Genomic DNA, 21,458 nt, shown 5'->3' on the forward strand with positions numbered 1-21,458 from the left:
GTCAGTCCTCCACGTGTGTGGTGCGCGTCAGCGCGCAAAATCGGTCGCCGCTGGCCAGCAGCAGGTCCACGCCGAGCGGGAAGCCGGTGATGTTGGCGCGCCAGCTGGCACGGAAGTCCGCCGGCAGCCCGGCCACGTGCAGCGTCTGCGTGGTTTCGATGCCGGGGCCGCGCAGCGTCAGCATGTCGCCATCGGCGAGCGAGGAGACTTCCACCATCAGCGTGGCCGAGCGGTCCGGAAAGGCCGGCTGCCCCTGCGCACAGTCAGCCAGCGCGGGCATGGCGTACCCCGCTGGCACGCAGACAAAGGTGGCGGCACCGAGGTCGTCGGTCAGCGGGCATCCGCAGTGAAAGCGCAGGAACGCACGCGCCGCGGCGGGCACGCCGGCCGGCAGCCAGACCGGCGTATCGGGATCGGCCAACGTCAGCAGCAGCGCTGCCAGCGACGGCGACAGGCCCTCGGGCACGCCGCTGGTCACGGGTATCGCTTGCAGCTGGCCCGGATGGGCAAACGCATGCAGCGTGGCGCGGAACACCTGCTGGGCATCGTCGACGGGATTGTCGAAGCCCGGCAGCAGCGAAGTGGCCGGGGCCGAGAGGATCGATTGGGCGGATGTCATCAGTCCTCTCCCCGGACCATGGTGAAGAATTCGACGCGCGTCTGGGCAGCGGTGGCCGCTGCGTGCGCGGCGCGTGCGGCATGGGCGCTGGCCAGCGGCGCCAGCACGACCTCCTGCACGCGCTGGTGCCAGGCGGGGCGCTGCAGCAGCGCGTCCAGTACGGCCGCCTGCTCCGCGTGGCGCGCGCTGCGGCCCTGGATATAGGCCACGCCCGCGGTACCTGCGGCATCGCCGTCTTCCAGCACGACCGCGCAGCGCGTGACCGTGATTTCTCCCAGGTTGAACTGGGCGCCGGTGCCGCCGGCACGGGCCCGCACCATCGCCATGCCGGATTCCGGCTTGCGCAGCAGGCGCCAGGCGGGCAGGGCCGCGGCCTGGCCAAGCCGCGTGTAGGCGGCATCGAGCGCCTCCGTTGGCGCTGTTGCCAGCACCCGCAGCCAGGCGGCGCGGGCCGCGTTGGCTTCGATGCCGGCCGGGCCGGCGGTTTCGCTTTGCATCATCACCCCTATACGTCTATACGTTTAGATGTTATTGCCTGAACACGCCGCTACTAGACCACAGGCAGATGAACGTTTGATGACGGCTCGGGAGTGTGGTCAGGCACCCCGACAGGGGAGCGCAACTGAGGCACAATCGCACGGCATTGGTGAACGCTTGATGACAAGAGGGCAGGGCAAGCATGTCTGATCGGGAAGTAGAACGGGGTTCCGGCGTGGCGGTATGGCGCCAGATCGGCGAGGCGCTGGCGGACGACATCCGCAGGAAGCTGTACCTGCCCGGCGAGCAGTTGCCGCCGGAGCCGGAGCTGGCCACGCGCTTTGCCGTGAACCGCCACACCATCCGGCGCGCCATGGGCGAGCTGGAGCTGAGCGGACTGGTGCGGATCGAGCAGGGCCGCGGCACCTTCGTGCAGGAGCATGCGATCGACTACGCGATCGGGCGCCGCACGCGCTTCTCGCAGAACCTGGCCGCGCAGGGCATGCGCGGGCACACCGAGATCCTCGACAGCCAGGTGGTGCGCGCGCCCGAGGTGGCGAAGCACCTGGGGCTGCCGCGCACGGCCGAGATCCTGCACGTGCAGATGATCGGCAAGGCCGAGGAGCGCACCATCGACGTGGCCGAGCATTACTTCGACCTCAAGCGCTTTCCCGGCATCGACGCGGTGCTGCGCGACATGCAGTCGGTGTCGCGCGCGCTGGCGCACTTCGGCATTGCCGACTACACGCGCAAGTGGTCGCGCATTACCGCAGCCATGCCCAGCGCGCCGGTCGCGCGCCTGCTGAACCAGCCGAAGACGCGGCCGGTATTGCAGGTCGAGGCACTCAACGTCGATATCGACGGCGCACCGGTGCAGTACAGCGTGACGCGGTTTGCCGGCGACTGGGTGCAACTCACGGTGTCCGACAGCGACTGAGGAATGTTGTTGCCGGGCGCATTGGTCTAGACATCTGTCTGTCATCTACCGGCGCTAACGTCTTGCCCATGCACATGACCAACCTAACTCAATCGCCGCCGCTGGCCGGTATCACGGGCCGCCGCGTGCTGGGCGCCGCGGGCATCGGCCCGGCGACGCTGGGCTTTCGCGACGGCCACGTGGCGCAGCAAGCGCTGGCGTCCGGCCCGTGCCTCGATGCGGGCGACCTGCTGGTGCTGCCGGGCATTGTCGACATCCACGGCGACGCCTTCGAGCGCGCGGTGATGCCGCGCCCCGGCGTCAGCTTCCCGTACGCGGGCGCGCTGCTCGACGTGGATCGCCAGTTGCTGGCGAACGGGATCACCACCGAATTCCACGGCGTGACGCTGTCCTGGGAAGGCGGGCTGCGCGGCGAGGCCTATGCGCTGCGCATGTTCGAAGCCATCGCGCAGCTCGGCCCCGTGCTTGGCGCCGCGCACAAGGTGCACCTGCGCTTCGAGGCCTACCACCTGGCCGGTGTTGAGACCGCGCTGTCATGGATGGCCGCTGGACGCGTAGACCTGCTGGCCATCAACGACCACCTGCCGACGATGGCGCGCCGCATGGGCGACGAGCGCAAGATGCAGCAATACGCCGAGCGCGCCGAGTGCGACGTCGAGACCTTCCGCAGCCGCCTGCGCGCGGCCAGCGGCAATGCGCAGGAGGTGCCGGCGGCGATGGCACGCCTGATCGCCGCCGCACGCGACGCGGGGCTGCCGGTGGCGTCGCATGACGACCCGGACGTGGCCACGCGCCAGCACTACCACCGCCGGGGCTGCCGCATCGCCGAGTTCCCGCTGACCATCGAAGCCGCGACGCTGGCCCGGCAGCTGGGCGACGCTATCGTGTTCGGCGCGCCCAACGTGGTGCGCGGCACCAGCCATACCGGCGCGCCCAACGCGACCGAGATGGTGGCCGCCGGCCTGTGCACGGTGCTGGCGTCCGACTACAACTATCCCGCGCCGCTGCAGGCCGCATTCCGGCTGGCACAACTGGGCGTGCTGGACCTGCCCGGCGCCTGGCAACTGGTCTCGCGCAACCCGGCCCGTGCCGCCGGCCTGCGCGACCGCGGCACACTGGCCCCGGGCCTGCGCGCCGATGCCATCCTGGTCGATGACCGCCAGCCCGGCCTGCCGCGCGTCTGCGCCACCATCGTCAATGGCGAACTGAAGCATGCGGCGGCGTTCCTGCCGCAGGTCGATCTCGCCGAAGCCGGGACCCTGGCCGCATGAGCATGCAAGCACACCGCTACGCCATTTATCTTTCTCCGGCCGAACCGTTCCGATCCTTCGGCAGCCAGTGGCTGAGCCGCGATGCCGATACAGGGGCGGCGCTGCCCATGCCGCAAGGCATGGCGCCGCCGCCCGACGAGTGGGTCAAGGCCCCGGCGCACTACGGCCTGCATGCCACGCTGAAGCCGCCGTTCCGGCTCGCGGACGGCACCGATGGTTCGATGCTCGACGCCGCCGCCCGCGGCTTTGCGCATGGGCGCGAGGCGTTCGACGCGGCGCTGGCGCTGCGCGCGCTGCGAGGCTTTATCGCCTGGTGCCTGGACGATGGTGGCTCGCGCGCTATGCATGCGCTCGCCGATGCCTGCGTGATGGCGTTCGAGCGCTTCCGCGCACCGGCCAGTGCTGAGGAACTCGCCAAACGCAAGCCGGATCGGCTCACGCCCGACGAGCGCCGCATGCTGGATGCATGGGGCTACCCGTACGTATTCGAGACTTTCATCTTCCACATCACGCTGACCGGCATGCTCGACGCCGCCGGCGAAGCCGCCGCGCTGGCGCGCCTGTCCGCCGCCAGCGGCAAGCTGCTGGAAACGCCGCTCCATGTGGACGGAATCAGTGTGTTCGTGCAGCCGCGGCCAGGCGATGACTTCATTGCCGCGCGCCACTACGGCTTCAATGGCAGCACCACGGATGGCGCCGGCGTGGCGTACCTCGAAGCATGAGCGCCCGCACCGCCACTGACGGGCGCGGCCTGTTCTACGTCATGGGGCCTTCGGGCAGCGGCAAGGATTCGCTGCTGCGCGCGCTGCGCGAGCGCCTGGGCCCGGACGACCCCATCGTGGTCGCGCATCGCTATATCACGCGCGACGCCGACGCCAACGAGGCCTCGGTCGCCCTTACCCCCGATGAGTTCCAGCGCCGCAAGGCCCTCGGCTGCCTGGCGCTGAACTGGCATAGCCACGGCCTGCACTACGGCATCGGCGTCGAGATCGAGCAGTGGCTCGCAAAGGGCCTGACGGTGATCGTCAACGGTTCGCGCGAATACCTGCCGCAAGCCGTGGCACGCTACCCGAAGCTGTGCGCCGTACACGTGCGGGTGAAACCGGAAGTGCTGGCCGCGCGCCTGCGCCAGCGTGGCCGCGAGTCGGAAGAGGCGATTGCCAGGCGGCTGGCCCGCGCGGGGCAGGCTTTCGACGTGCCGGCAGGGTGCAGGCTGGTCGAGATCGACAACAGCGGCGCGCTGCAGGCATCCGCCGACGCCTTTGCACAACTGGTGGGCGCCACCTCCGCGCTGGCCTGACTCTCAGAGCTCGATACTGAAGCTGATGCCGTGCTCGGTGAACCCGAGCCGGCGATAGAACTGGTGCGCCTGCAACCGGCGTGCGTTCGACGACAACGCCAGCTTGGCCGCGCCGGCTTCCCGCGCCAGGCGCATCGCCTCGCGCATCATGGCCTTGCCGACGCCCATGCCGCGCGCCGACGGCGCCACCACCACGGCCTCGACAATCGCCTCCGGGCGGCCGTCGTGGACCAGCACGGGAAATACCAGCAGGCTGAAGGTGCCGAGCGGCACCCCGTTCTCGTCCACCATCAGGTAGCAGCGATAGTCCGGGTAGCGGCGCATCGTTGCGTAGCGCTCGCGCATCGTGGCCAGCGGCAACGGCGGCTCGTCATCCATCGCGGCGAGCAGCGCCGACAGGTGCCGCAGCTCCGCATCGGAGCCGCGCACCTCGCGCAGGGCCAGGACGGCTTCGGTCATTTCGTGCAATCCGTTCATGCCGTTTACGCCACTTACACGGCAAGGCGCGCGCAACGCGCAGCCATTTCAAGGTAGTGCGCCAGTGGCGGCGTGGCAAGGTCGACCACCTTGGCCAGATCGTCGTAACGGCGCAGGCGCACCGCGGCATCGGCATGGGGGTTGGCTGCGAAGGCATTCGCCTGCCCCTCGTTGTATGGACCGCCCTGCAGCGCCAGGCTCTGCACCGAGGCCGGCGACAGCGTGCCGAAGTAGTCGGGATCGACCGCGCACAGGAAGCGCTTGGCCGCCACGTGCAGGCGTATGGGCTCGGTGACTTCGTCGCCGAAGAGCTCCGCCAGCGCGTCGGCGGCGACCTCCTGGTGGCGCATGTCGGTGTCGGTGCTTTCCGCCAGCAGCAGGTGGCCGACGTCGTGGAGCAGCGCCGCGACGATCAGCGGCTCGGGCTCGCGCGCCTGCTCGGCCAACTGCGCGCACTGCAGCGCGTGGACCGTCTGGCTGATGGCCTCGCCGCCGTACCAGGCGGTGCCGTGGCTGGCGAACAGGGTTTCGATGCGGGAGAGCGTGAGCATGGGGTCAGACGAGTACCTTGCGGATCTGCGCGGAGAGGATGTCGATGGCCGAGACAAACAGGATGATGATGATCATCACGGCACAGGTCTGCCCGTACTGGAAGCTGCGGATGATCTCCCACAGCACGGTGCCGATGCCGCCGGCGCCGACAATGCCGACCACCGAGGCCGAACGCACGTTCGACTCGAAGCGGTACAGCGCAAAGGACAGCCACAGCGGCAGCACCTGCGGAATCACGCCGTAGACGATCTCCTCGATCGGGCCGGCGCCGGTGGCGCGCACGCCTTCGACCGGGCGCGGATCGATGGCTTCCACGGCTTCGGCAAACAGCTTGGCCAGCACGCCGGTGGTGTGGATCCAGATCGCCAGCACGCCCGCGAACGGGCCCAGTCCGACGGCCACGATAAACAGCATCGCAAAGACCATCTCATTGATGGCGCGGCAGGCGTCCATGACGCGGCGCGCCGGCTGGTAGACCCACGCGGGAACGATATTGGCGGAGCACAGCAGGCCCAGCGGTACCGCCATCGCCACGGCCATGGCCGTGCCCCACAGCGCGATCTGGACGGTGACCAGCATTTCGTCCAGGTAGTGCCGCCAGTCGCGGAAGTCTGGCGGGAAGAAATCGGCGGCAAATTTCGCCATGTTGTTGGAATCGCGCAGCAGGTCCAGCGGGCGCATGTCGGCGCCTTGCCAGGACATGGCGAGCAAGGCCAGCACGACCGCCCAGGTCAGCAACACGGCAAGGGACGTGCGCGGCGGCCGGACGTTGCTTTGCGGCGAGGGCGGGAGGCCGGGCGTGGCGGTGACAGTCATGGGCAATCCGAATCAGGCAACATAAAAAGACGACGCGGGGCCGGCAACGCGCCGGGCCCCTGCGGGGTGAGGCTTATTGCGCGCTGGTGGCGGCGGCCTTGTCCAGCTCGGCCAGGCGGCGGCTGACATCGGCCAGGCGCTTTTCCTTGTCGGGGGCGGCCAGGGTGGTGTCCGTTTCGATCTTGGCCTTCTCGCGGGCCAGTTCGATCTGGCGGATCGGCACCAGTTGCGCGTCGCCCGAGGCGCGGAAGCCCTGGTAGGTCAGCGTGGCCAGCACCTGCTTTTCACGCGCGGCGTCGACGCCCTTGCCGTAGTTGACGAAGAAGGTCTGGATCTTCTTCTTCAGCTCGGGCGACAGGTCCTTGCGATAGACCATCGGATCGGCCGGGATCAGTGGCGACTTCCACAGCACGCGCACCTGGTCATAGGCATTCTTGCCCGTGTTGATGCGGTAGCGCTCCAGGTTCTCGGTGTTGTTCACCGCCACGTCGACCTGCTTGTTCAGCACCGACAGCAGGTTGGTTTCGTGGTTGCCGATGCGCACGGCCTTGAACAGCGTCTTGGGCTCGACCTTGTTTGCCGTCCACAGGTAGTAGCCCGGCACGGCGGTGCCCGAGGTGGAGTTGGGATCGCCGGCGCCGTAGCTCAGGTCCTTGCCGCGCTTGATCACGTCTTCGACGCTCTTCAGGTCGCTATCCTTGTTGACGATCAGCAGCGACCAGTAGCCCGGGTTGCCGTCCTTGTCGATCACCGAGGCAAAGACCTCGCCGTTGGCGCGGTCCACCGCTTCCATCGCCGACTTGTTGCCGAACCAGGCGATCTGCACCTTGTTAAAGCGCATGCCCTCGATGATGCCGGCGTAGTCGGACGCGAAGAACGGCTTGACCGGCACGCCCAGCGTCTTGCTGAGATCGTCGATCAGCGGCTGCCAGGCGCTCTTCAGGTTCGACGACGATTCCGTCGAGATAAAGCCGATGCTCAGGCTCTTGGCGTCTTGCGCAAAGGCGGGCAGGGCGACCACGCCCGATGCCACGACGGCGATAAAGGTTCTGCGAAGCATGGACAACTCCGGTTGGGAAAGGCTTGGGGGTAAGGCTGCGGTCGGGTGGGTGCTCAGTGGCCGCTCAGTGGCTGCTCACGCCGCCGCCAGGTTCATCGTGACCATCGCCGGCGCCGGCATGGCCGCGGCGGCTTCATTCGCTTCGGGCACGGAATCGTGCAGCAGTTCGTCGGCCTCGGTGCCATAGAGATCGCGCAGCATGGCCGGCGTCAGCGCCGCGGAGGGGCCGTCGTAGACCACCTTGCCGTGGCGCAGTGCCACCACGCGGGGGCAGTAGCGCATCGCCACATCCACCTGGTGCAGCGACACCAGCACCGCCACCTTGCGGGTGCGATTGATCTGCGTCAGCAGCGACATCACGCGGCGCGACGATTCCGGATCGAGCGAAGCGATCGGCTCGTCGGCCAGGATCACGCGAGCGTTCTGCACCAGCGTGCGGGCGATAGCCGCGCGTTGCTGCTGGCCGCCGGAGAGCGTCGAGGCACGCTGAAACGCATAGTCGTCTATACCAACTTGCGCAAGGGCATCGAGTCCGGCCTGCATTTCATCGGCCCTGAAGATGCGCAGCAGGCTGCGCCATTTGGGGATACGGGTCAGCATGCCGACCAGCACGTTGGTGATGACCGGAAGGCGGCCCACCAGGTTGAACTGCTGGAACACAAAGCCGATCTCGCCGCGTACCTTGCGCACATTGCCGGCCAGCCGGCCATTGCGCTGCACGTGGCGGCCGTTGACGAGGATCTCGCCAGCGCCGCCTGCGACAAAGCCGGCTACGTGGCGCAACAGTGTGGACTTGCCCGATCCCGATGCACCCAGCAGGGCGACCATCTCGCCTGGCGCGATGTGCAACGTGACATCGTCAAGCGCCTTGCGGTCCGCGCGGAACGATTTGGAAAGCCCGAGGACTTCGATTGCGTGCGTCATGTCGACTCCCTGGCTTGAATGACCTGCGCATTCTGGCCGGGATGGATGACAGAACGATGACGCTGGCGTCAGACAAAAATGTTCTAGCCCAGGCTGCCGGCAAAGCGCTCGGCCAGCCGTTCGCGGCGGAAGGCCTCGACCACGTAGTCGATAAAGACGCGCGTCTTGGCCGGCAGCAGCGTGCGCGTCGGGTAGTAGAGCGAGATCGCGCCTGCATCGGCATACCAGTGCGGCAGCAGGCGCACCAGCTCGCCACGCTCCAGCCATGGCAGTGCGTCAGGCACGGCGAGCAGTGTTACGCCAAGGCCTAGCAGCGCGGCTTCACGCATGGCGGCCGGGTCGTTGACGACGATCCGCTCGGGCAGTGCCGTGGCGGCTTCCGTTCCGGCCGCATCGCGCATGGCCCAGTGCCGCGCGCGTCCGGTGCGCGTGGAGCGCATCACGATGCCGTCGAATTGCGCGAGGCCGGCGGGGTTGGTCGGCAAGGTGCGCCCGCGCAGGTAGTTGGGAGAAGCCACGGCGACGATATGCGCGGGCGCCAGCGTGCGCGAGACCAGCCCGGGCGCAAGCTCGAAGCCGCCGCCGATGGCGGCGTCATAGCCCTCGGCGATCAGGTCGGCGGCGCGGTTCTCGAAATGCCATTCGGGCCGGATGGCAGGATAGCGGGCCAGGAACGCCGGCAGCAGCGGCATCACGTGAGTCACGCCGAAGGTCGGGGCCAGGCTGACCTTGAGCACGCCGGCGGGTTCGCCCTGGTCACCGGAGGCGCCCGCGATTGCCGCTTGCAGCGCATCAAGATTGCCGCCGATCGCCGCGAGGAAGCGCTCGCCGGCCTCCGTCAGCGTCAGCTTGCGCGTCGAGCGCTGGAACAGGCGCACGCCCAGGTTGCGCTCCAGCATGGCCACATTGCGGCTGACCGCTGCGGGCGTCAGCGCCAGCCGCCGGCCGGCCGCGGAGAAGCTGCCGGTTTCCGCGCTGCGAACGAAGGATTCAAGGTTGGCCAGGGTTTCCATGCCAACCAGATTACACCATCACTTGAAAATCATTCCAGCCATTCCTCACTAATCAAGCCGCAATCCGCCGCCCATACTCCGTTCACCCCTTCACACAACGGAGTTCGAACAATGACTGCAAACCACAACCTCCCGCTGGCCGGAAAGACCGCCCTCGTTACCGGCGGCTCGCGCTCGATCGGCGCCGCCATCGCCCGCCGGCTGGCCGCCGACGGTGCCGCCGTGGCTGTGACCTACAGCGCCTCGGCCGACAAGGCCAGCGCCGTGGTCCGCGAGATCGAGGCAGCGGGCGGCCGCGCCATCGCGATCGAAGCCGATGCCGGCAACCCCGCGGCAGTGCGCGCCGCCGTGGCCGCCACGGCAGAGGCCTTTGGTGGCCTCGACATCCTGGTCAACAACGCCGGGCTGGGCCTCGGTGGCGCCATCGAGGACATCGCCTTCGACACCTATGAACGCATGATCGCCGTCAACGTGACCGGCGTCTTCGTGGCCACGCAGGAGGCCGTGCGCCGTATGAAGGCGGGCGGGCGCGTGATCCACATCGGCTCGTCGATGACGCGCTACGCGGCCTTTCCGACGGCGTCGCTGTACACACTGACCAAGGGCGCGATCACCGGCTTCAACCGCAGCCTGGTGCGCGACCTCGGACCCCGCGGCATCACCGTCAATACCGTCCATCCCGGCCCGACCGATACGGAGATGAACCCCGATGGCGGCCCGGTCAGCAAGATCGTCGGCCCCGGCATCGCCATCGGCCGCTATGGCCAGCCGGACGAGATCGCCAATGTGGTCGCCTTCCTGGCCGGCCCGGAGGCGTCCTTCGTGACCGGCGCGGACATCGTCGCCGACGGCGGCTTCACGGCCTGAACGGCTCCCAGACCTGCACCGGAGAATCATCATGAGCGACAAGACCATCGGCATCATCGGCGCCGGCGCCATCGGCACGGCTTTCGCGCGTACACTGGCGCGCCACAGCATCAAGGCGGTGATTGCCAACAGCCGCGGCCCTGAAACACTGCAGGACCTGGTACAGGAGATCGGCCCGTCCGTGCGCGCCGGCACGCGCGAGCAAGCCGCGGCGCAGGACATCGTGCTGGTCGCGGTGAACTGGTCGCGGCTGCCGCAGGCGCTGGCGGGGCTGCCAGACTTTGGCGGACGCATCGTCATTGATGCCAACAACCCGATCGAAGCGCCGCTGTTCCGTCCCGCTGAACTGCACGGGCGGCTGTCCAGCGAGATCGTTGCCGGGCTGGTGCCGGGTGCGCGCGTGGTGAAGGCGTTCAACCACTTGCGGCCCGAATTCCTGACGGGCGATCCGCGCGAGGATGGCGGGCAGCGAGTGCTGTTCTATTCCGGCGACGACGACGGCGCCAAGGCCGAGGTGGCGGCACTGGTCGAGCGGCTCGGGTTCTTCGGCATCGACCTTGGCAAGCTGGAGGTGGGAGGGCGGCTCGTCCAGTTTCCTGGCGGGCCGCTGCCCGGGTTGAACCTTGTGAAGCTGGGCTGAGGCGACGATCCGGCATCGGGAGCCCGCGGTACCGGGATGCCTCGCGGCGGGGGACAGGCGGCGCGGATGGCCGGCGCGGTCCCTGCCAATTCCCAAATTCTTCGTCTGAGAGCTTGCGCAAGATTTTGTTGTTTGCGGAAGATGTACAGTCCTCGTTATATTTGCTCGCCCCCGTTCGTCGTTTCCCAGTCGCCGCCGGCCCCCGCCGGGACCAGCCTGAACCCAAGGTCCAAGTGCCTGATATGAAAAAAATTCTCACCGCAAGCATTGCCGTCCTCGCCACCACTCTTTGCGAGGCCAGCGCCCACGCTGCCGACAGCAGCGCGCAAAGCCAGATCGGGCGCACCGTGAACGCCACCATCCGCCCCGTCATGCAGGCCAACAACGTTCCCGGCATGGCGGTCGCCGTCACGGTCGGCGGCAAGCACTATTTCTACAGCTATGGCGTCGCCTCCAAGTCCGGCGGCAAGAAAGTCACCGAGAACACGATTTTCGAGATCGGCTCGATCAGCAAGACGTTTACGGCGACGCTGGCCTCCTACGCACAAGTGCGCGGCAGCCTGTCGCTGTCCGACAAGGCCAGCAAATACCTGCCTGCGCTTGCCGGCAGCAGCTTCGACGCGATCAGCCTGCTCGACCTGGGCACGTATGCGGCCGGCGGCTTGCCGCTGCAATTCCCGGAGGCCGTCACCGACCAGGCGAAAATGGTCGCCTATTTCAAGGACTGGCGCCCGAGCTACGCCCCCGGTACCCATCGGCGTTATTCGAATCCCAGCATCGGCCTGTTTGGTTACCTGGCTGCCCAAAGCATGGGCCAGCCGTTCGATGACCTGATGGAGAAAACCCTGTTTCCGGGGCTGGGCCTGAAGCACACCTATATCAGGGTGCCGCAGGCCAGGATGGCCGACTACGCCACTGGCTACACCAAGGACGACAAGCCGACCCGGGTTTCGCCCGGCGTACTGGATTCAGAAGCCTACGGCGTAAAGACCACCGCGGCCGACATGATCCGCTTTGTCGAGGCCAATATGAACGGCGCAGGGCTGGACGACACCCTGCAACGTGCGATCGCCGGCACGCATACCGGGTATTTCAAGGTTGGCGACATGATGCAGGGGCTGGGATGGGAGATGTATGACTATCCGACGAGGGTCGATAGCCTGCTTGCCGGGAGTTCCACGCAGGTCGTTTTCGCGGCGAACAAGGTGAACAGGCTGGATCCGCCGCGGACGGCGAAGGCCGATGTGCTGGTCAACAAGACCGGGTCGACCAACGGGTTTGGGGCCTATGTGGTCTTTGTTCCCGCGCAGAGAATCGGCATCGTCATGCTGGCGAACAAGAACTTCCCGGTGGCCGCCCGTATCAAGGCCGCGTACCAGATCCTGACGGCGCTGGACGGCAAACTCGCGGCGGCGGAGGCGCGTTAGGTCGCCTCAACCTTCACCCTGCCTGGACGCCGGCACATTCGCCACATGCTTGCGCCGCCACGCCACCGGCGACGCACCGAACTGGGCGGAGAACCATCGCGTGAAGGAACTTGCCGAGCCATAGCCCAGCAACTCGGACACGTTTAGCAATGAGTATTGCGGGTTCTCCACATAGCGCCGCGCCAGCTCGCGGCGGACTTCATTGAGGATGTCCGTGAAGGTCTCGCCGGCTTCATCGAGCTGGCGCTGCATGGTACGCAGGCTCAGGCCAAGTCCCTGGGCCACGGCTTCAGAGGTGGCGCGGCCCATCGGCAGCATCAGGTAGACCGCATTGCGCACGTCACGGCCAATGGACGGCTCGTTCACGCGCGGCAAGGTGTCGACAAAGCGCTGCGCATAGCGTGCCATGGCCGGATCCCCGGTCGGATTCGGCGCGTCCAGGTCCGCCGCCAGGCAGACGATGCCGTTGAACTCGCTGTCGAACGCCAGCGGGCAGCCGAACAGCCTGCGGTGGACGCGCAGGTCGGCGGGCGCCGAGTGCGTGAAGTTGACGCTGAGCGGCTGCCACTGGGGGCCCAGCAGTGCCCGGCAGAGCCGGAACACTACCCCGATGGCGAGCTCGGTGCCCTGCCGCGAGGGTGCATCCAGCACGACTTCCTGCCGGATGGTGACGGCCTTTCCGGCCTCTTCCAGCAGGATGGCGACCGATTCGTTGACCAGGTGCCGGTAGCGGATGATGGTGGCCAGCGCGTCGCGCAGCGTGGCTTGCTGGCTGATCAGCAGGCTCATCACGCCAAAGTCGGAGAGCTGCCGCGATTCGGCCATGCGCAGCCCGAAGGTCGGGCAGGCGGTCGCCTCGGAGGCGGCTTCCAGCAGCTTGGCACAGGCATTGACCGGAATGCGCTGGTCCGGGTCGGCCAGCAGGGCGCGGCTCAGTTTGGCCGCGCGCAGCAGCGGCTGTGGGTCGAGGCCGATTTCTGCAGCCACTTCAAAGAAGTTGGTCAGTGCAGCCGCACGCACCAGCGTCTCCAAACCTGTCTCCTTGTTCTTGTCCCGGCTGCCCGCAAAGGTGCGCCAGCGTTGTCTCGCAGCGGATGATAGGCCCGCCTGGCATGAAATGCAAAGTGGATGGAAGCTATTGCAAAGCACCGCTTCGCTCCCGGTTCTACATTGGCTTCCATACGCGGCGCACCTTGTGCCGCGCCTGACCAAGGAGACCAACGCTGTGGAAAAAATTGTCCGGATGTACGAGATCGGCGGGCCGGAAGTACTGCGCTATGAAGGCACTGAAGTAGGCGACCCCGGCCCCGGCCAGGTACGCATCCGCCACGTGGCGGTCGGCCTGAACTATGCCGATACGTATTTCCGCAACGGGACTTACCGCGTGCCGCTGCCCTCGGGCATGGGCGTGGAAGCGGCTGGCGTGGTGCAGGCGATCGGCCCGGACGTCACCAATGTTGCCGTCGGCGATCGCGTGACCTACACCGGGTTCCTCAATACGCTTGGCGCGTACAGTACCGCCCGCCTGGTGCCCGCTGCACCGCTGATCCGCCTGCCGGAAACGATCAGCTTCGAGACGGCGGCCGCGATGACCATGCGCGGGCTGACCTCGGCTTACCTGATGCGCCGCATCCATGCCTTCAAGGAAGGCGACAGCATCCTGCTGCATGCCGCTGCCGGCGGCGTGGGCCTGATCGTTTCGCAGTGGGCCAAGCTGCTGGGCCTCACCGTGATCGGCACGGTTTCCTCCGAAGCCAAGGGCGAGGTGGCGCGCGCGCACGGCTGCGACCATATCATCAACTACAGCCATGAAGACGTGGCCGAGCGGGTGCGCGCGCTGACCGATGGTGTCGGCGTGTCGGTGGTGTTCGACAGCGTGGGCAAGTCGACCTTCATGGCGTCGCTGGATTCGCTCAAGCGGCGCGGCACGATGGTGTGCGTAGGCACCGCCTCGGGCCCGATTCCCCCGTTCGATCCAGTGCTGCTGGCCATGAAAGGCTCCCTGTTCCTGACCCGGCCGGCCCTGGCCGACTACATCGCCGATCCCGCAGAGAAGGCCGATCTGGCCGGGGAACTGTTTGATCACGTGGGCGCGGGCCGTATCCGCATCGAGATCAACCAGCGCTATGCCCTGCAGGATGCGGTGCAGGCACACCAGGACCTGGAGTCGCGCAAGACCACGGGCTCGTCGATTTTCGTTATCTGAGGCAACGCCATGCAAGTCCAACAAATCACCTGCGCGCTTGGCGCCGAGCTGACCGGCGTCGAGCTGGCCGATGCGATCCGCGACGACGGCCTGTTTGCCGAGATCCGAGCCTTGCTGCTGAAGCACCGCGTGCTGTTCCTGCGCAACCAGCAGTTCAGCCGTGCCGAGCATGTCGCCTTTGCGCAGCGCTTTGGCGAACTGGAAGACCATCCCGTCGCCGGCAGCGATCCCGAGCACCCGGGCCTGGTCCGCATCTACAAGACCCCCGACCAGCCCAACGACCGCTACGAGAACGCCTGGCACTCCGATACCACGTGGCGCGAAGCCCCGCAGTTCGGCGCCGTGCTGCGCTGCGTGGAATGCCCGCCGGTAGGCGGCGACACCATGTGGGCAAACATGGCGCTTGCCTATGAACGGCTGCCTGCGCACATCAAGGAGCAGATTGCCGACCTGCGCGCGCGCCACAGCATCGAGGCCTCCTTCGGCGCGGCGATGCCGATCGAGAAGCGCCTGGCGCTGAAGGCCCAGTATCCGGATGCGGAACACCCTGTCGTGCGCACGCACCCCGATACCGGCGAGAAGGTTCTTTATGTGAACGCCTTCACCACGCATTTCACCAACTACCACACGCCTGACCGCGTGCGTTCCGGCCAGGACGCCAATCCGGGCGCGGGCGACCTGCTGCGCTACCTGGTCAGCCAGGCGTATATCCCCGAGTATCAGGTGCGCTGGCGCTGGGAACCCAACTGCGTGGCGATCTGGGACAACACCGCTACCCAGCACTACGCCGTGATGGACTATCCGCCATGCCACCGCAAGATGGAGCGCGCGGGCATTATCGGCAGCAAGACGTACTGATTCCCCGGCCACGGCAACGCAAGACAACACAGCAATGCAAGACAACCTGATTACGGCCGCACAGTCGGCCTACGCTTACCCGCTGCTGGTCAAGCAGCTCCTGATCAACTCCGTCAGCCTCTACGGCGACCAGGAAATCAGCTACCGCGGCCAGATGCGCTACACCTTCCGCGATTTCCGCGGCCGCATCGGCAAGCTGGCTTCGGCGCTCACTTCGCTCGGCGCCGGGCACGGCACCACCGTGGCGGTGATGGACTGGGACAGCCATCGCTACCTGGAATGCTACTTCGGCGTCCCCATGATGGGCGCGACGCTGTTCACGGTGAACGTGCGTCTGTCGCCCCAGCAGATCCTGTACACGCTGAACGACGCCGGCGCGGACATCGTGCTGTTCCATCCGGATTTCGCGCCGGTGCTCGAGCAGATCCGCGGCGAGCTGACCTGCAACCCGCGCTTCGTGCTGATGGCTGACGGCCAGGACGCACCGGCGCTGACGCTGCCGCTGGCGGGCGAGTATGAGGCGCTAGTGGAAGCCGCCTCGCCCGATTTCGTCTTCACGGACTTCGACGAGAACACCAAGGCCGCCACCTTCTACACCACCGGCACCACCGGCGACCCCAAGGGCGTCTGCTACAGCCACCGCGACATCGTGCTGCACACGCTGGCATCGGCCACGAGCCTGTGCTCGCCCCGCGAGGGCCAGCGCATGCACCGTGAAGATGTCTATATGCCGATCACACCAATGTTCCATGTGCTGGCATGGGGCATCCCGTACATCGCCATGATGCTGGGCCTGCGTACCGTGCTGCCGGGTCGCTACGCGCCGGACGCGCTGCTCAGGCTGCGCGAGACCGAGAAGGTCACGTTCTCGCACTGCGTGCCGACCATTCTTCAAATGCTTCTACAGTCGGCGCAGGACGGCGCCACGGACCTGTCGGGCTGGAAGATCATCATCGGTGGCTCGGCGCTGCCGCCCGCACTGTGCGAGGCGGCGCTGGCGCGCGGCATCGATATCTTCGCCGGCTACGGCATGTCGGAGACCGGCCCGATCGTGTCGCTGGCCCAGATTCCGCCGGGTTGTACGCCCAAGGACCGCGCCGAGGAAGTCCGCATGCGCTGCTCGACCGGCCGTCCGGTGACGATGGTGGATTACCGCATTGTCAGCGAAGACATGCGCGACCTGCCGCGCGACGGCAAGAGCCGCGGCGAGATCGTGCTGCGCGCGCCGTTCCTGACCAAGGGCTACTTTGGCAAGCCGCAAGCGTCGGAAGACCTGTGGTCGGGCGGCTTCCTGCATACCCAGGACGTTGCGGTGATGGGCGAGGACGGCTTCGTGCAGATCGTGGACCGTATCAAGGACGTCATCAAGACCGGCGGCGAGTGGGTGTCTTCGATCGAGGTGGAGAACCTGATCACGGAAGTGCCCGGCGTGCAGGAATGCGCGGTGATCGGCGTGCCGGATGCGAAGTGGGGGGAGCGGCCGATGGCCTTTGTGGTGCGCAAGGCGGGTGCCGAGGTCAAGCCCGAGCAGATCCGCGATCAGCTGATGGCGCATGTGGATTCACGCCGAATCAGCAAGTACGCGGTGCCTGAGGCTGAGCGCATCGCCTTCGTCGAAGCGATTCCCAAGACCAGCGTGGGCAAGATCAACAAGAAGCAGCTGCGCGAAGAAGCGGCCTGAAGGGTAGGAAAGGGAATTTGCGCCAGTCCTCGGGGACTGGCGCTTTTTTTTTTTGCTCAGGATGGCTCACGACAGATCGGGGGGGCCGTTGCGCGAGAACAGTACAATGCCGGACGCGTTTCCCCGATTTGCCGTTCCCGCCACTTGCCCGCCTCACCCATGTCCAACCTCATCGTCCACGGTGGCACGCCCCTGCGCGGCCGCATCATTCCCTCGGCCAACAAGAACGCGGTGCTGCCGGTGCTGTGCGCTACGCTTCTGACCGACCAGCCTCTGCGGCTGCATGGCGTTCCGGACATCACGGATGTCCGCAAGATCCTCGATATTTTCCGCACGCTGGGCAGTGTAGTTCACCTGGATGACGCGACCGGCACGCTGGACCTGCACCATCGCGACACCACATTCGACGCCGCCACGCACCGGCTGCCCGAGGAAATGCGCTCGTCGATCATGCTGGTGCCGCCACTGCTCGCCCGCTTCGGCGTGGCGCGGCTCGAAGACAACGTCAAGGGCTGCACGCTGGGCGTGCGCGAGATCGATCCGCACGTCGACATCTTCCGCTCGTTCGGCGGCGAGGTGGAGCGCGCCAGCGGCTCGCTGCTGGTGCGCAGCGGCGGCCCGCTGAAGCCGACCCACCACTGGCTCGACTATGCGTCGGTGACCACTACCGAAAATTTCGTGCTGTGCGCGGCCGCTGCGGAAGGCGAATCGACGCTGACCAACGCCGCCTCGGAGCCGCATGTGCAGGAGTTCTGCCGCTTCATGGCGATGATGGGCGCCGACATCGACGGCATCGGCACCTCGCGGCTGACGGTGCGCGGCGGGGCCCGGCTGCGCGGCGGCGAGTTCACCTTCGAGGAGGACTTCCACGAGATCACCACCTTCCTCGCGCTCGGCGCAATTACCGGCGGTGACGTGGTGGTGCGCAACAGCACGCCCGGCAACTTTCCGCTGATCGACCGCACATTCGCCAAGTTCGGCGTACAGGTGGTGCACGAGGACGGCTGGTCGCGCGCGTTACGGCCGGGTCCGCTCAAGGTGCAGACGCCCTTCACCAGCAATGTGCTGACCAAGGTCGAGGCGGCGCCGTGGCCGTACTTCCCGGTCGACCTGCTGCCGATCTTCATCGCGCTGGGCGTGCGCGCGCAGGGCAATGCGATGTTCTGGAACAAGGTCTACGACGGCGCGCTCGGCTGGACCGGCGAGCTGTCGAAGTTCGGCGCGCACGTGTTCTCGTCGGACCCGCACCGGCTGATCACCTTCGGCGGCAATCCGCTGACGCCGGCGGTGGTCGAGAGCCCGTACATCATCCGGGTCGCGATCGCGCTGTTCATGGTCGCGGCCAGCATCGATGGCCGCTCCGAGATCCGCAACGCCGCGCCGATCCGCCGCGCGCACCCGCGCTTCGTCGAGAACCTGCGCAGCCTCGGCGTGCAGGTCGAGTGGACCAGTGGGGAATAAGGGGCGGTTGGCCCCTAAGTGACATGCCACCTGGCACGGGTCCGTCGCGACTGGATAGTCTGCCGGACTCCGCTGCCACCCACCGCCTCAAACAACTGCTTTGCGGGCGGACTTACTCGCCAGTCACGCAGATAGAGATCAAAACAAAGGTCGGGAAGGCGTGGCAGCCCTTCGGCTTCCCCCAGGACCCGTAGTTCGGGGGCAAGCATTTCGATCGCCCTTACTGTCACCCCCAGACCCGCGCGCAGGGCAGCACGCAAGCCGCCGAACGCGAGCGAAGTGGATACGTGTCGAATGCGCCAGGGGATATGGTGCGCATCCAGCGCGGCAAGCGCCGTCGCGCGGTAGTTGCTAGGCTCGTTGGGCAAGACCAGGGGCACGGGCTGCGACGGATCGTGCACGTATTCGGCGGCGGCCATCCATACCATCGGCGAGGTTCGCAAGCGCACGTGGGGGTGCGCGGAATCCACCATGCCTTCCGGCATTGCAATGAGACTGATCTCGATTTCCCCCCGCTTCAGCGCCTGCAGCAGGTGGGCCGCGCGGGCGGGATGCACCTCGATCTGCACATGTGGATAGAGCGCCGAAAAGCGCGCGAGCAAGGGCGGCAGCAAGAACTCTGCGGCGTCGTAAGGACTTCCGATGCGCAGTGGCCCGCGCAGGTCCGGGGCCGCCAGAGATTCCAGCGCTTCTTCGTTCAACGCGAGCAGTTGGCGCGCATAGTCCAGGAGTCGCACGCCGGGCTCGGTCAGCCGCTTCGAGCGGCCGACCTTCTGGAACAGCGCCACGCCGAGTTGCGCTTCGAGGCGGGCCATCTGCTGCGTGACGGCGGATTGTGTGCGGTGCACTTGCTCGGCCGCAAAGGCAAAGCTCCCGCCGTCGGCGACCGCGACAAAGGTACGGAGAAGCTCCAGGTCAAGGGTGCGCACGAAAGTTAAGTGTGGCTAATATTTCTTCGCACGGAATTCATTTGTAGTTCGCCCGCTCCGGGCACAGACTGAAGCTGTCAGTCGGTTGGGGATGCCCGCAAAAGGTGGGTAAATGGCGGTCGGGGCTGAAATGCGGTTACGTTCTGCGGTGCCGAAGAATAGTTTAGCAGGCCTTTAGTGTTGACATCGGTCATGCCAGGATCGGCAGCCACAACCTCCGCGAGGCGAAGGAGGAATGATGAAAGAGAATGCGTACTCTCTTGACCAGTTCGTCACTGACCTGCGGCGCACCGCGCATGAAGGGCGTGATGAGCATGGGATTCTTGCGACGCTGCGGCCGCTCGCGCAACGGTTTGCGCTTTCCGGCTCCTGGCGCGATCCGCGCCACTACCAGGCGGATAGCGGCCAGGGTTACGGCGTGCACCTGCTTCACGAGGAGCCGGACCATACGCTCGCGGTGTTCACCGTGAGCTGGCTTCCCGGGCGTGGCATACCGCCGCACGATCATGGCACCTGGGCGATCGTTGTGGGCGTGGACGGACCGGAGAAGAATGTGTTCTGGCAGCGGACGGACGACCGCTCGAGTCCAGGCTACGCGGAGCTGCGCCAGAGTGGGGAAAAGGTATTCCGTCCCGGCGACGTGCTCGCGATGCCTGCCGGCACGATCCACAGCGTACGGAATGAATCCGATCAGGTCACGCTGTCACTTCACGTGTATGGGAAGCACGTTAATTTCACCCAGCGCTCCCAGTTCGACCCCGACGAGCACAGTGAATCGCCCTTCATTCTGAAGCTGGAGTCGCTGCAATAACCACTTATGCCAAACGGGTGGCGGAGAGACTGCTTCCCCGGAAATCGGGTGAAGCATTTTTCTTGTCAGCGCGGCATGAAATAAGCAAAACGCCTCCCGAAGGAGGCGCACAGGCTGCCGGCGCGAAGCCGGGATCAGGGCTGGATATTGAAGGTCTTGACGATGCCCGCGTTGCGCTCGAACTCCGCATTCAACGACTGGCTGAGTTCCGTCAGCGTTTGTTCACGCATCGGCTCATAGCTCAGCGTCTGCATGCGTTCCTGCACCTTGGGCGTGGCCGCCGCCTTGTAGGTGGCAACCTGGATCTTCTGCGCCAGCTCTGCCGGCACGCGGGACGAGGCAATCACGCCCACCCAGTTGCTGAACTCCACTTCTGGATAACCCAGTTCCGCGAAGGTCGGCACCTGCGGCAGCAGCGGCGAGCGGTTCTTCGAGGCCACTGCATAAGCCTGCAGCTTGCCGGCCTTGATCATCGGCAGCGAGGTCACCATGCCGTCGTACATCACCGCGATCTGGCCGCCCATCACCTGGGTCAGCGCCGGTGCGGAGCCGGCAAAGGGGACGTGCGCCAGGTCTAGGCCGGCCTTCTGGTTCATGATCACGCCGGCATAGTGCGATGCGGTGCCGGCGCTGTAGGAGGCAAAGCTCAGCTTGCCGGGGTTGGCATGCACGTAGCTGACCAGGCTCTTGAGGTCCTTGGCCGGCAGGGTCGGCGCGCCGACCAGCAGCAGGCGCGAGCGTGCCACCGCGGCCACGGGCCGGATGTCCTTCATCGTGTTGTACGGTGTCTTGAGCACGTGCGGCACTTCGGTCAGCACATTGGTGGCCGTCACCATGATGGTCTGGCCGTCGGGCGGCGCGGCCAGCATGGCGCTGATGGCGATGCCGCCGCCGGCACCCGGTTTGTTGTCGACCACGACGGGCTGGCCCAGGTCTTGCGAAAGCTGGTCGGCCAGCAGGCGGGCGATCACGTCCATGGTGCCGCCGGCGGGGGCGGGCACCAGCATGCGCACGGGCTTGTTGGTCCACGCCATCGCGGCCGGCATGGACAGGGCCATGACGGCGGTTACGGCGGCTAAGGCGGCGTGGCGAACGCGAAAGAGGGCAGGGCGTTGAGGCATCTGTGTCTCCG

Annotated in this window: 23 protein-coding genes; 12 read left to right on the forward strand and 11 right to left on the reverse strand. The window is 66.6% G+C overall.

Features of this window, described 5'->3' with window-relative positions; translation table 11 throughout:
* Position 1 precedes the first annotated feature (1 nt).
* Positions 2–619 carry a phosphonate C-P lyase system protein PhnH gene (gene phnH / locus AC10V3_RS27535; protein WP_490924310.1) on the reverse strand — a complete coding sequence of 206 codons (618 nt, stop codon included), beginning with the start codon at positions 617–619 and terminating at the stop codon, positions 2–4.
* On the reverse strand, positions 619–1,119 hold the full coding sequence (phnG, locus tag AC10V3_RS27540; RefSeq protein WP_041681773.1) for a phosphonate C-P lyase system protein PhnG: 501 nt from the start codon (positions 1,117–1,119) through the stop codon (positions 619–621). The genes phnH and phnG overlap by 1 nt, the downstream gene beginning before the upstream one ends.
* 179 nt (positions 1,120–1,298) lie before the next feature.
* On the opposite strand from phnG, the gene phnF reads away from it, so the two are divergent.
* From phnF to phnN, 4 genes are all read left to right on the forward strand, one after another.
* Positions 1,299–2,033, forward strand: a complete 735-nt coding sequence (phnF, locus tag AC10V3_RS27545; RefSeq protein ID WP_022538529.1) for a phosphonate metabolism transcriptional regulator PhnF — start codon at positions 1,299–1,301, stop codon at positions 2,031–2,033.
* A gap of 68 nt (positions 2,034–2,101) precedes the next feature.
* Positions 2,102–3,304 carry an alpha-D-ribose 1-methylphosphonate 5-triphosphate diphosphatase gene (locus tag AC10V3_RS27550; RefSeq protein WP_022538530.1) on the forward strand — a complete coding sequence of 401 codons (1,203 nt, stop codon included), beginning with the start codon at positions 2,102–2,104 and terminating at the stop codon, positions 3,302–3,304.
* Positions 3,301–4,026 (forward strand): DUF1045 domain-containing protein, encoded by a 726-nt coding sequence (locus AC10V3_RS27555; RefSeq protein ID WP_022538531.1) that lies wholly within the window; start codon positions 3,301–3,303, stop codon positions 4,024–4,026. Before AC10V3_RS27550 ends, AC10V3_RS27555 begins: the two co-directional genes overlap by 4 nt.
* Entirely contained in the window at positions 4,023–4,604 is a 582-nt protein-coding gene (phnN, locus tag AC10V3_RS27560; protein ID WP_022538532.1) for a phosphonate metabolism protein/1,5-bisphosphokinase (PRPP-forming) PhnN, read from the forward strand. The genes AC10V3_RS27555 and phnN overlap by 4 nt, the downstream gene beginning before the upstream one ends.
* A gap of 3 nt (positions 4,605–4,607) precedes the next feature.
* Here phnN and AC10V3_RS27565 read toward each other — a convergent pair whose 3' ends face one another.
* From AC10V3_RS27565 to AC10V3_RS27590, 6 genes are all read right to left on the reverse strand, one after another.
* Positions 4,608–5,063 carry a GNAT family N-acetyltransferase gene (locus AC10V3_RS27565; RefSeq protein WP_041682059.1) on the reverse strand — a complete coding sequence of 152 codons (456 nt, stop codon included), beginning with the start codon at positions 5,061–5,063 and terminating at the stop codon, positions 4,608–4,610.
* A 32-nt stretch (positions 5,064–5,095) separates the two neighbouring features.
* Positions 5,096–5,632, reverse strand: coding sequence for a phosphonate degradation HD-domain oxygenase (locus AC10V3_RS27570; RefSeq protein ID WP_349605951.1), 537 nt, complete (start codon positions 5,630–5,632; stop codon positions 5,096–5,098).
* Between the two features lie 4 nt (positions 5,633–5,636).
* The gene (gene phnE, locus AC10V3_RS27575; RefSeq protein WP_022538535.1) at positions 5,637–6,449 is read right to left on the reverse strand and encodes a phosphonate ABC transporter, permease protein PhnE; all 813 of its coding nucleotides are present in this window, start codon (positions 6,447–6,449) and stop codon (positions 5,637–5,639) included.
* 73 nt (positions 6,450–6,522) lie between these two features.
* Entirely contained in the window at positions 6,523–7,509 is a 987-nt protein-coding gene (phnD, locus tag AC10V3_RS27580; protein ID WP_022538536.1) for a phosphonate ABC transporter substrate-binding protein, read from the reverse strand.
* A gap of 75 nt (positions 7,510–7,584) precedes the next feature.
* A complete protein-coding gene (phnC, locus tag AC10V3_RS27585; protein WP_022538537.1) occupies positions 7,585–8,433 on the reverse strand; it encodes a phosphonate ABC transporter ATP-binding protein in 849 nt (282 codons plus the stop codon).
* A gap of 83 nt (positions 8,434–8,516) precedes the next feature.
* Positions 8,517–9,446, reverse strand: a complete 930-nt coding sequence (locus tag AC10V3_RS27590; protein ID WP_022538538.1) for a LysR family transcriptional regulator — start codon at positions 9,444–9,446, stop codon at positions 8,517–8,519.
* A 111-nt stretch (positions 9,447–9,557) separates the two neighbouring features.
* Between AC10V3_RS27590 and AC10V3_RS27595 the strand changes: the two genes are divergently transcribed.
* From AC10V3_RS27595 to ampC, 3 genes are all read left to right on the forward strand, one after another.
* Complete coding sequence (locus AC10V3_RS27595; protein ID WP_022538539.1) at positions 9,558–10,313, forward strand: SDR family oxidoreductase; 756 nt, start codon at positions 9,558–9,560, stop codon at positions 10,311–10,313.
* A 31-nt stretch (positions 10,314–10,344) separates the two neighbouring features.
* Positions 10,345–10,953: an NADPH-dependent F420 reductase gene (locus AC10V3_RS27600; protein ID WP_022538540.1), complete on the forward strand. Its 609-nt coding sequence runs from the start codon at positions 10,345–10,347 to the stop codon at positions 10,951–10,953.
* A 242-nt stretch (positions 10,954–11,195) separates the two neighbouring features.
* Positions 11,196–12,380, forward strand: a complete 1,185-nt coding sequence (gene ampC / locus AC10V3_RS27605) for a class C beta-lactamase (RefSeq protein ID WP_022538541.1) — start codon at positions 11,196–11,198, stop codon at positions 12,378–12,380.
* A 6-nt stretch (positions 12,381–12,386) separates the two neighbouring features.
* Here the strand turns inward: ampC and AC10V3_RS27610 are convergent, their stop codons facing one another.
* Positions 12,387–13,412, reverse strand: coding sequence for an AraC family transcriptional regulator (locus AC10V3_RS27610; RefSeq protein WP_022538542.1), 1,026 nt, complete (start codon positions 13,410–13,412; stop codon positions 12,387–12,389).
* Positions 13,413–13,605: 193 nt separating this feature from the next.
* Between AC10V3_RS27610 and AC10V3_RS27615 the strand changes: the two genes are divergently transcribed.
* The 4 genes from AC10V3_RS27615 (at position 13,606) to AC10V3_RS27630 (ending at position 18,586) form a co-directional block, all read left to right on the forward strand.
* On the forward strand, positions 13,606–14,586 hold the full coding sequence (locus AC10V3_RS27615) for a quinone oxidoreductase family protein (protein WP_022538543.1): 981 nt from the start codon (positions 13,606–13,608) through the stop codon (positions 14,584–14,586).
* 9 nt (positions 14,587–14,595) lie between these two features.
* Complete coding sequence (locus tag AC10V3_RS27620) at positions 14,596–15,444, forward strand: TauD/TfdA dioxygenase family protein (RefSeq protein WP_022538544.1); 849 nt, start codon at positions 14,596–14,598, stop codon at positions 15,442–15,444.
* 34 nt (positions 15,445–15,478) lie between these two features.
* Complete coding sequence (locus AC10V3_RS27625; RefSeq protein ID WP_022538545.1) at positions 15,479–17,125, forward strand: fatty acid--CoA ligase; 1,647 nt, start codon at positions 15,479–15,481, stop codon at positions 17,123–17,125.
* 159 nt (positions 17,126–17,284) lie between these two features.
* The gene (locus tag AC10V3_RS27630; RefSeq protein ID WP_041681774.1) at positions 17,285–18,586 is read left to right on the forward strand and encodes a UDP-N-acetylglucosamine 1-carboxyvinyltransferase; all 1,302 of its coding nucleotides are present in this window, start codon (positions 17,285–17,287) and stop codon (positions 18,584–18,586) included.
* 14 nt (positions 18,587–18,600) lie between these two features.
* Here AC10V3_RS27630 and AC10V3_RS27635 read toward each other — a convergent pair whose 3' ends face one another.
* Complete coding sequence (locus tag AC10V3_RS27635; RefSeq protein WP_022538547.1) at positions 18,601–19,515, reverse strand: LysR substrate-binding domain-containing protein; 915 nt, start codon at positions 19,513–19,515, stop codon at positions 18,601–18,603.
* A 235-nt stretch (positions 19,516–19,750) separates the two neighbouring features.
* On the opposite strand from AC10V3_RS27635, the gene AC10V3_RS27640 reads away from it, so the two are divergent.
* Positions 19,751–20,326, forward strand: a complete 576-nt coding sequence (locus AC10V3_RS27640; protein ID WP_349605947.1) for a cysteine dioxygenase family protein — start codon at positions 19,751–19,753, stop codon at positions 20,324–20,326.
* A gap of 134 nt (positions 20,327–20,460) precedes the next feature.
* Here the strand turns inward: AC10V3_RS27640 and AC10V3_RS27645 are convergent, their stop codons facing one another.
* Positions 20,461–21,447 (reverse strand): Bug family tripartite tricarboxylate transporter substrate binding protein, encoded by a 987-nt coding sequence (locus tag AC10V3_RS27645; RefSeq protein ID WP_022538549.1) that lies wholly within the window; start codon positions 21,445–21,447, stop codon positions 20,461–20,463.
* Between the last annotated feature and the right edge of the window lie 11 nt (positions 21,448–21,458).

This window comes from Cupriavidus sp. PB-02, from assembly GCF_058252315.1.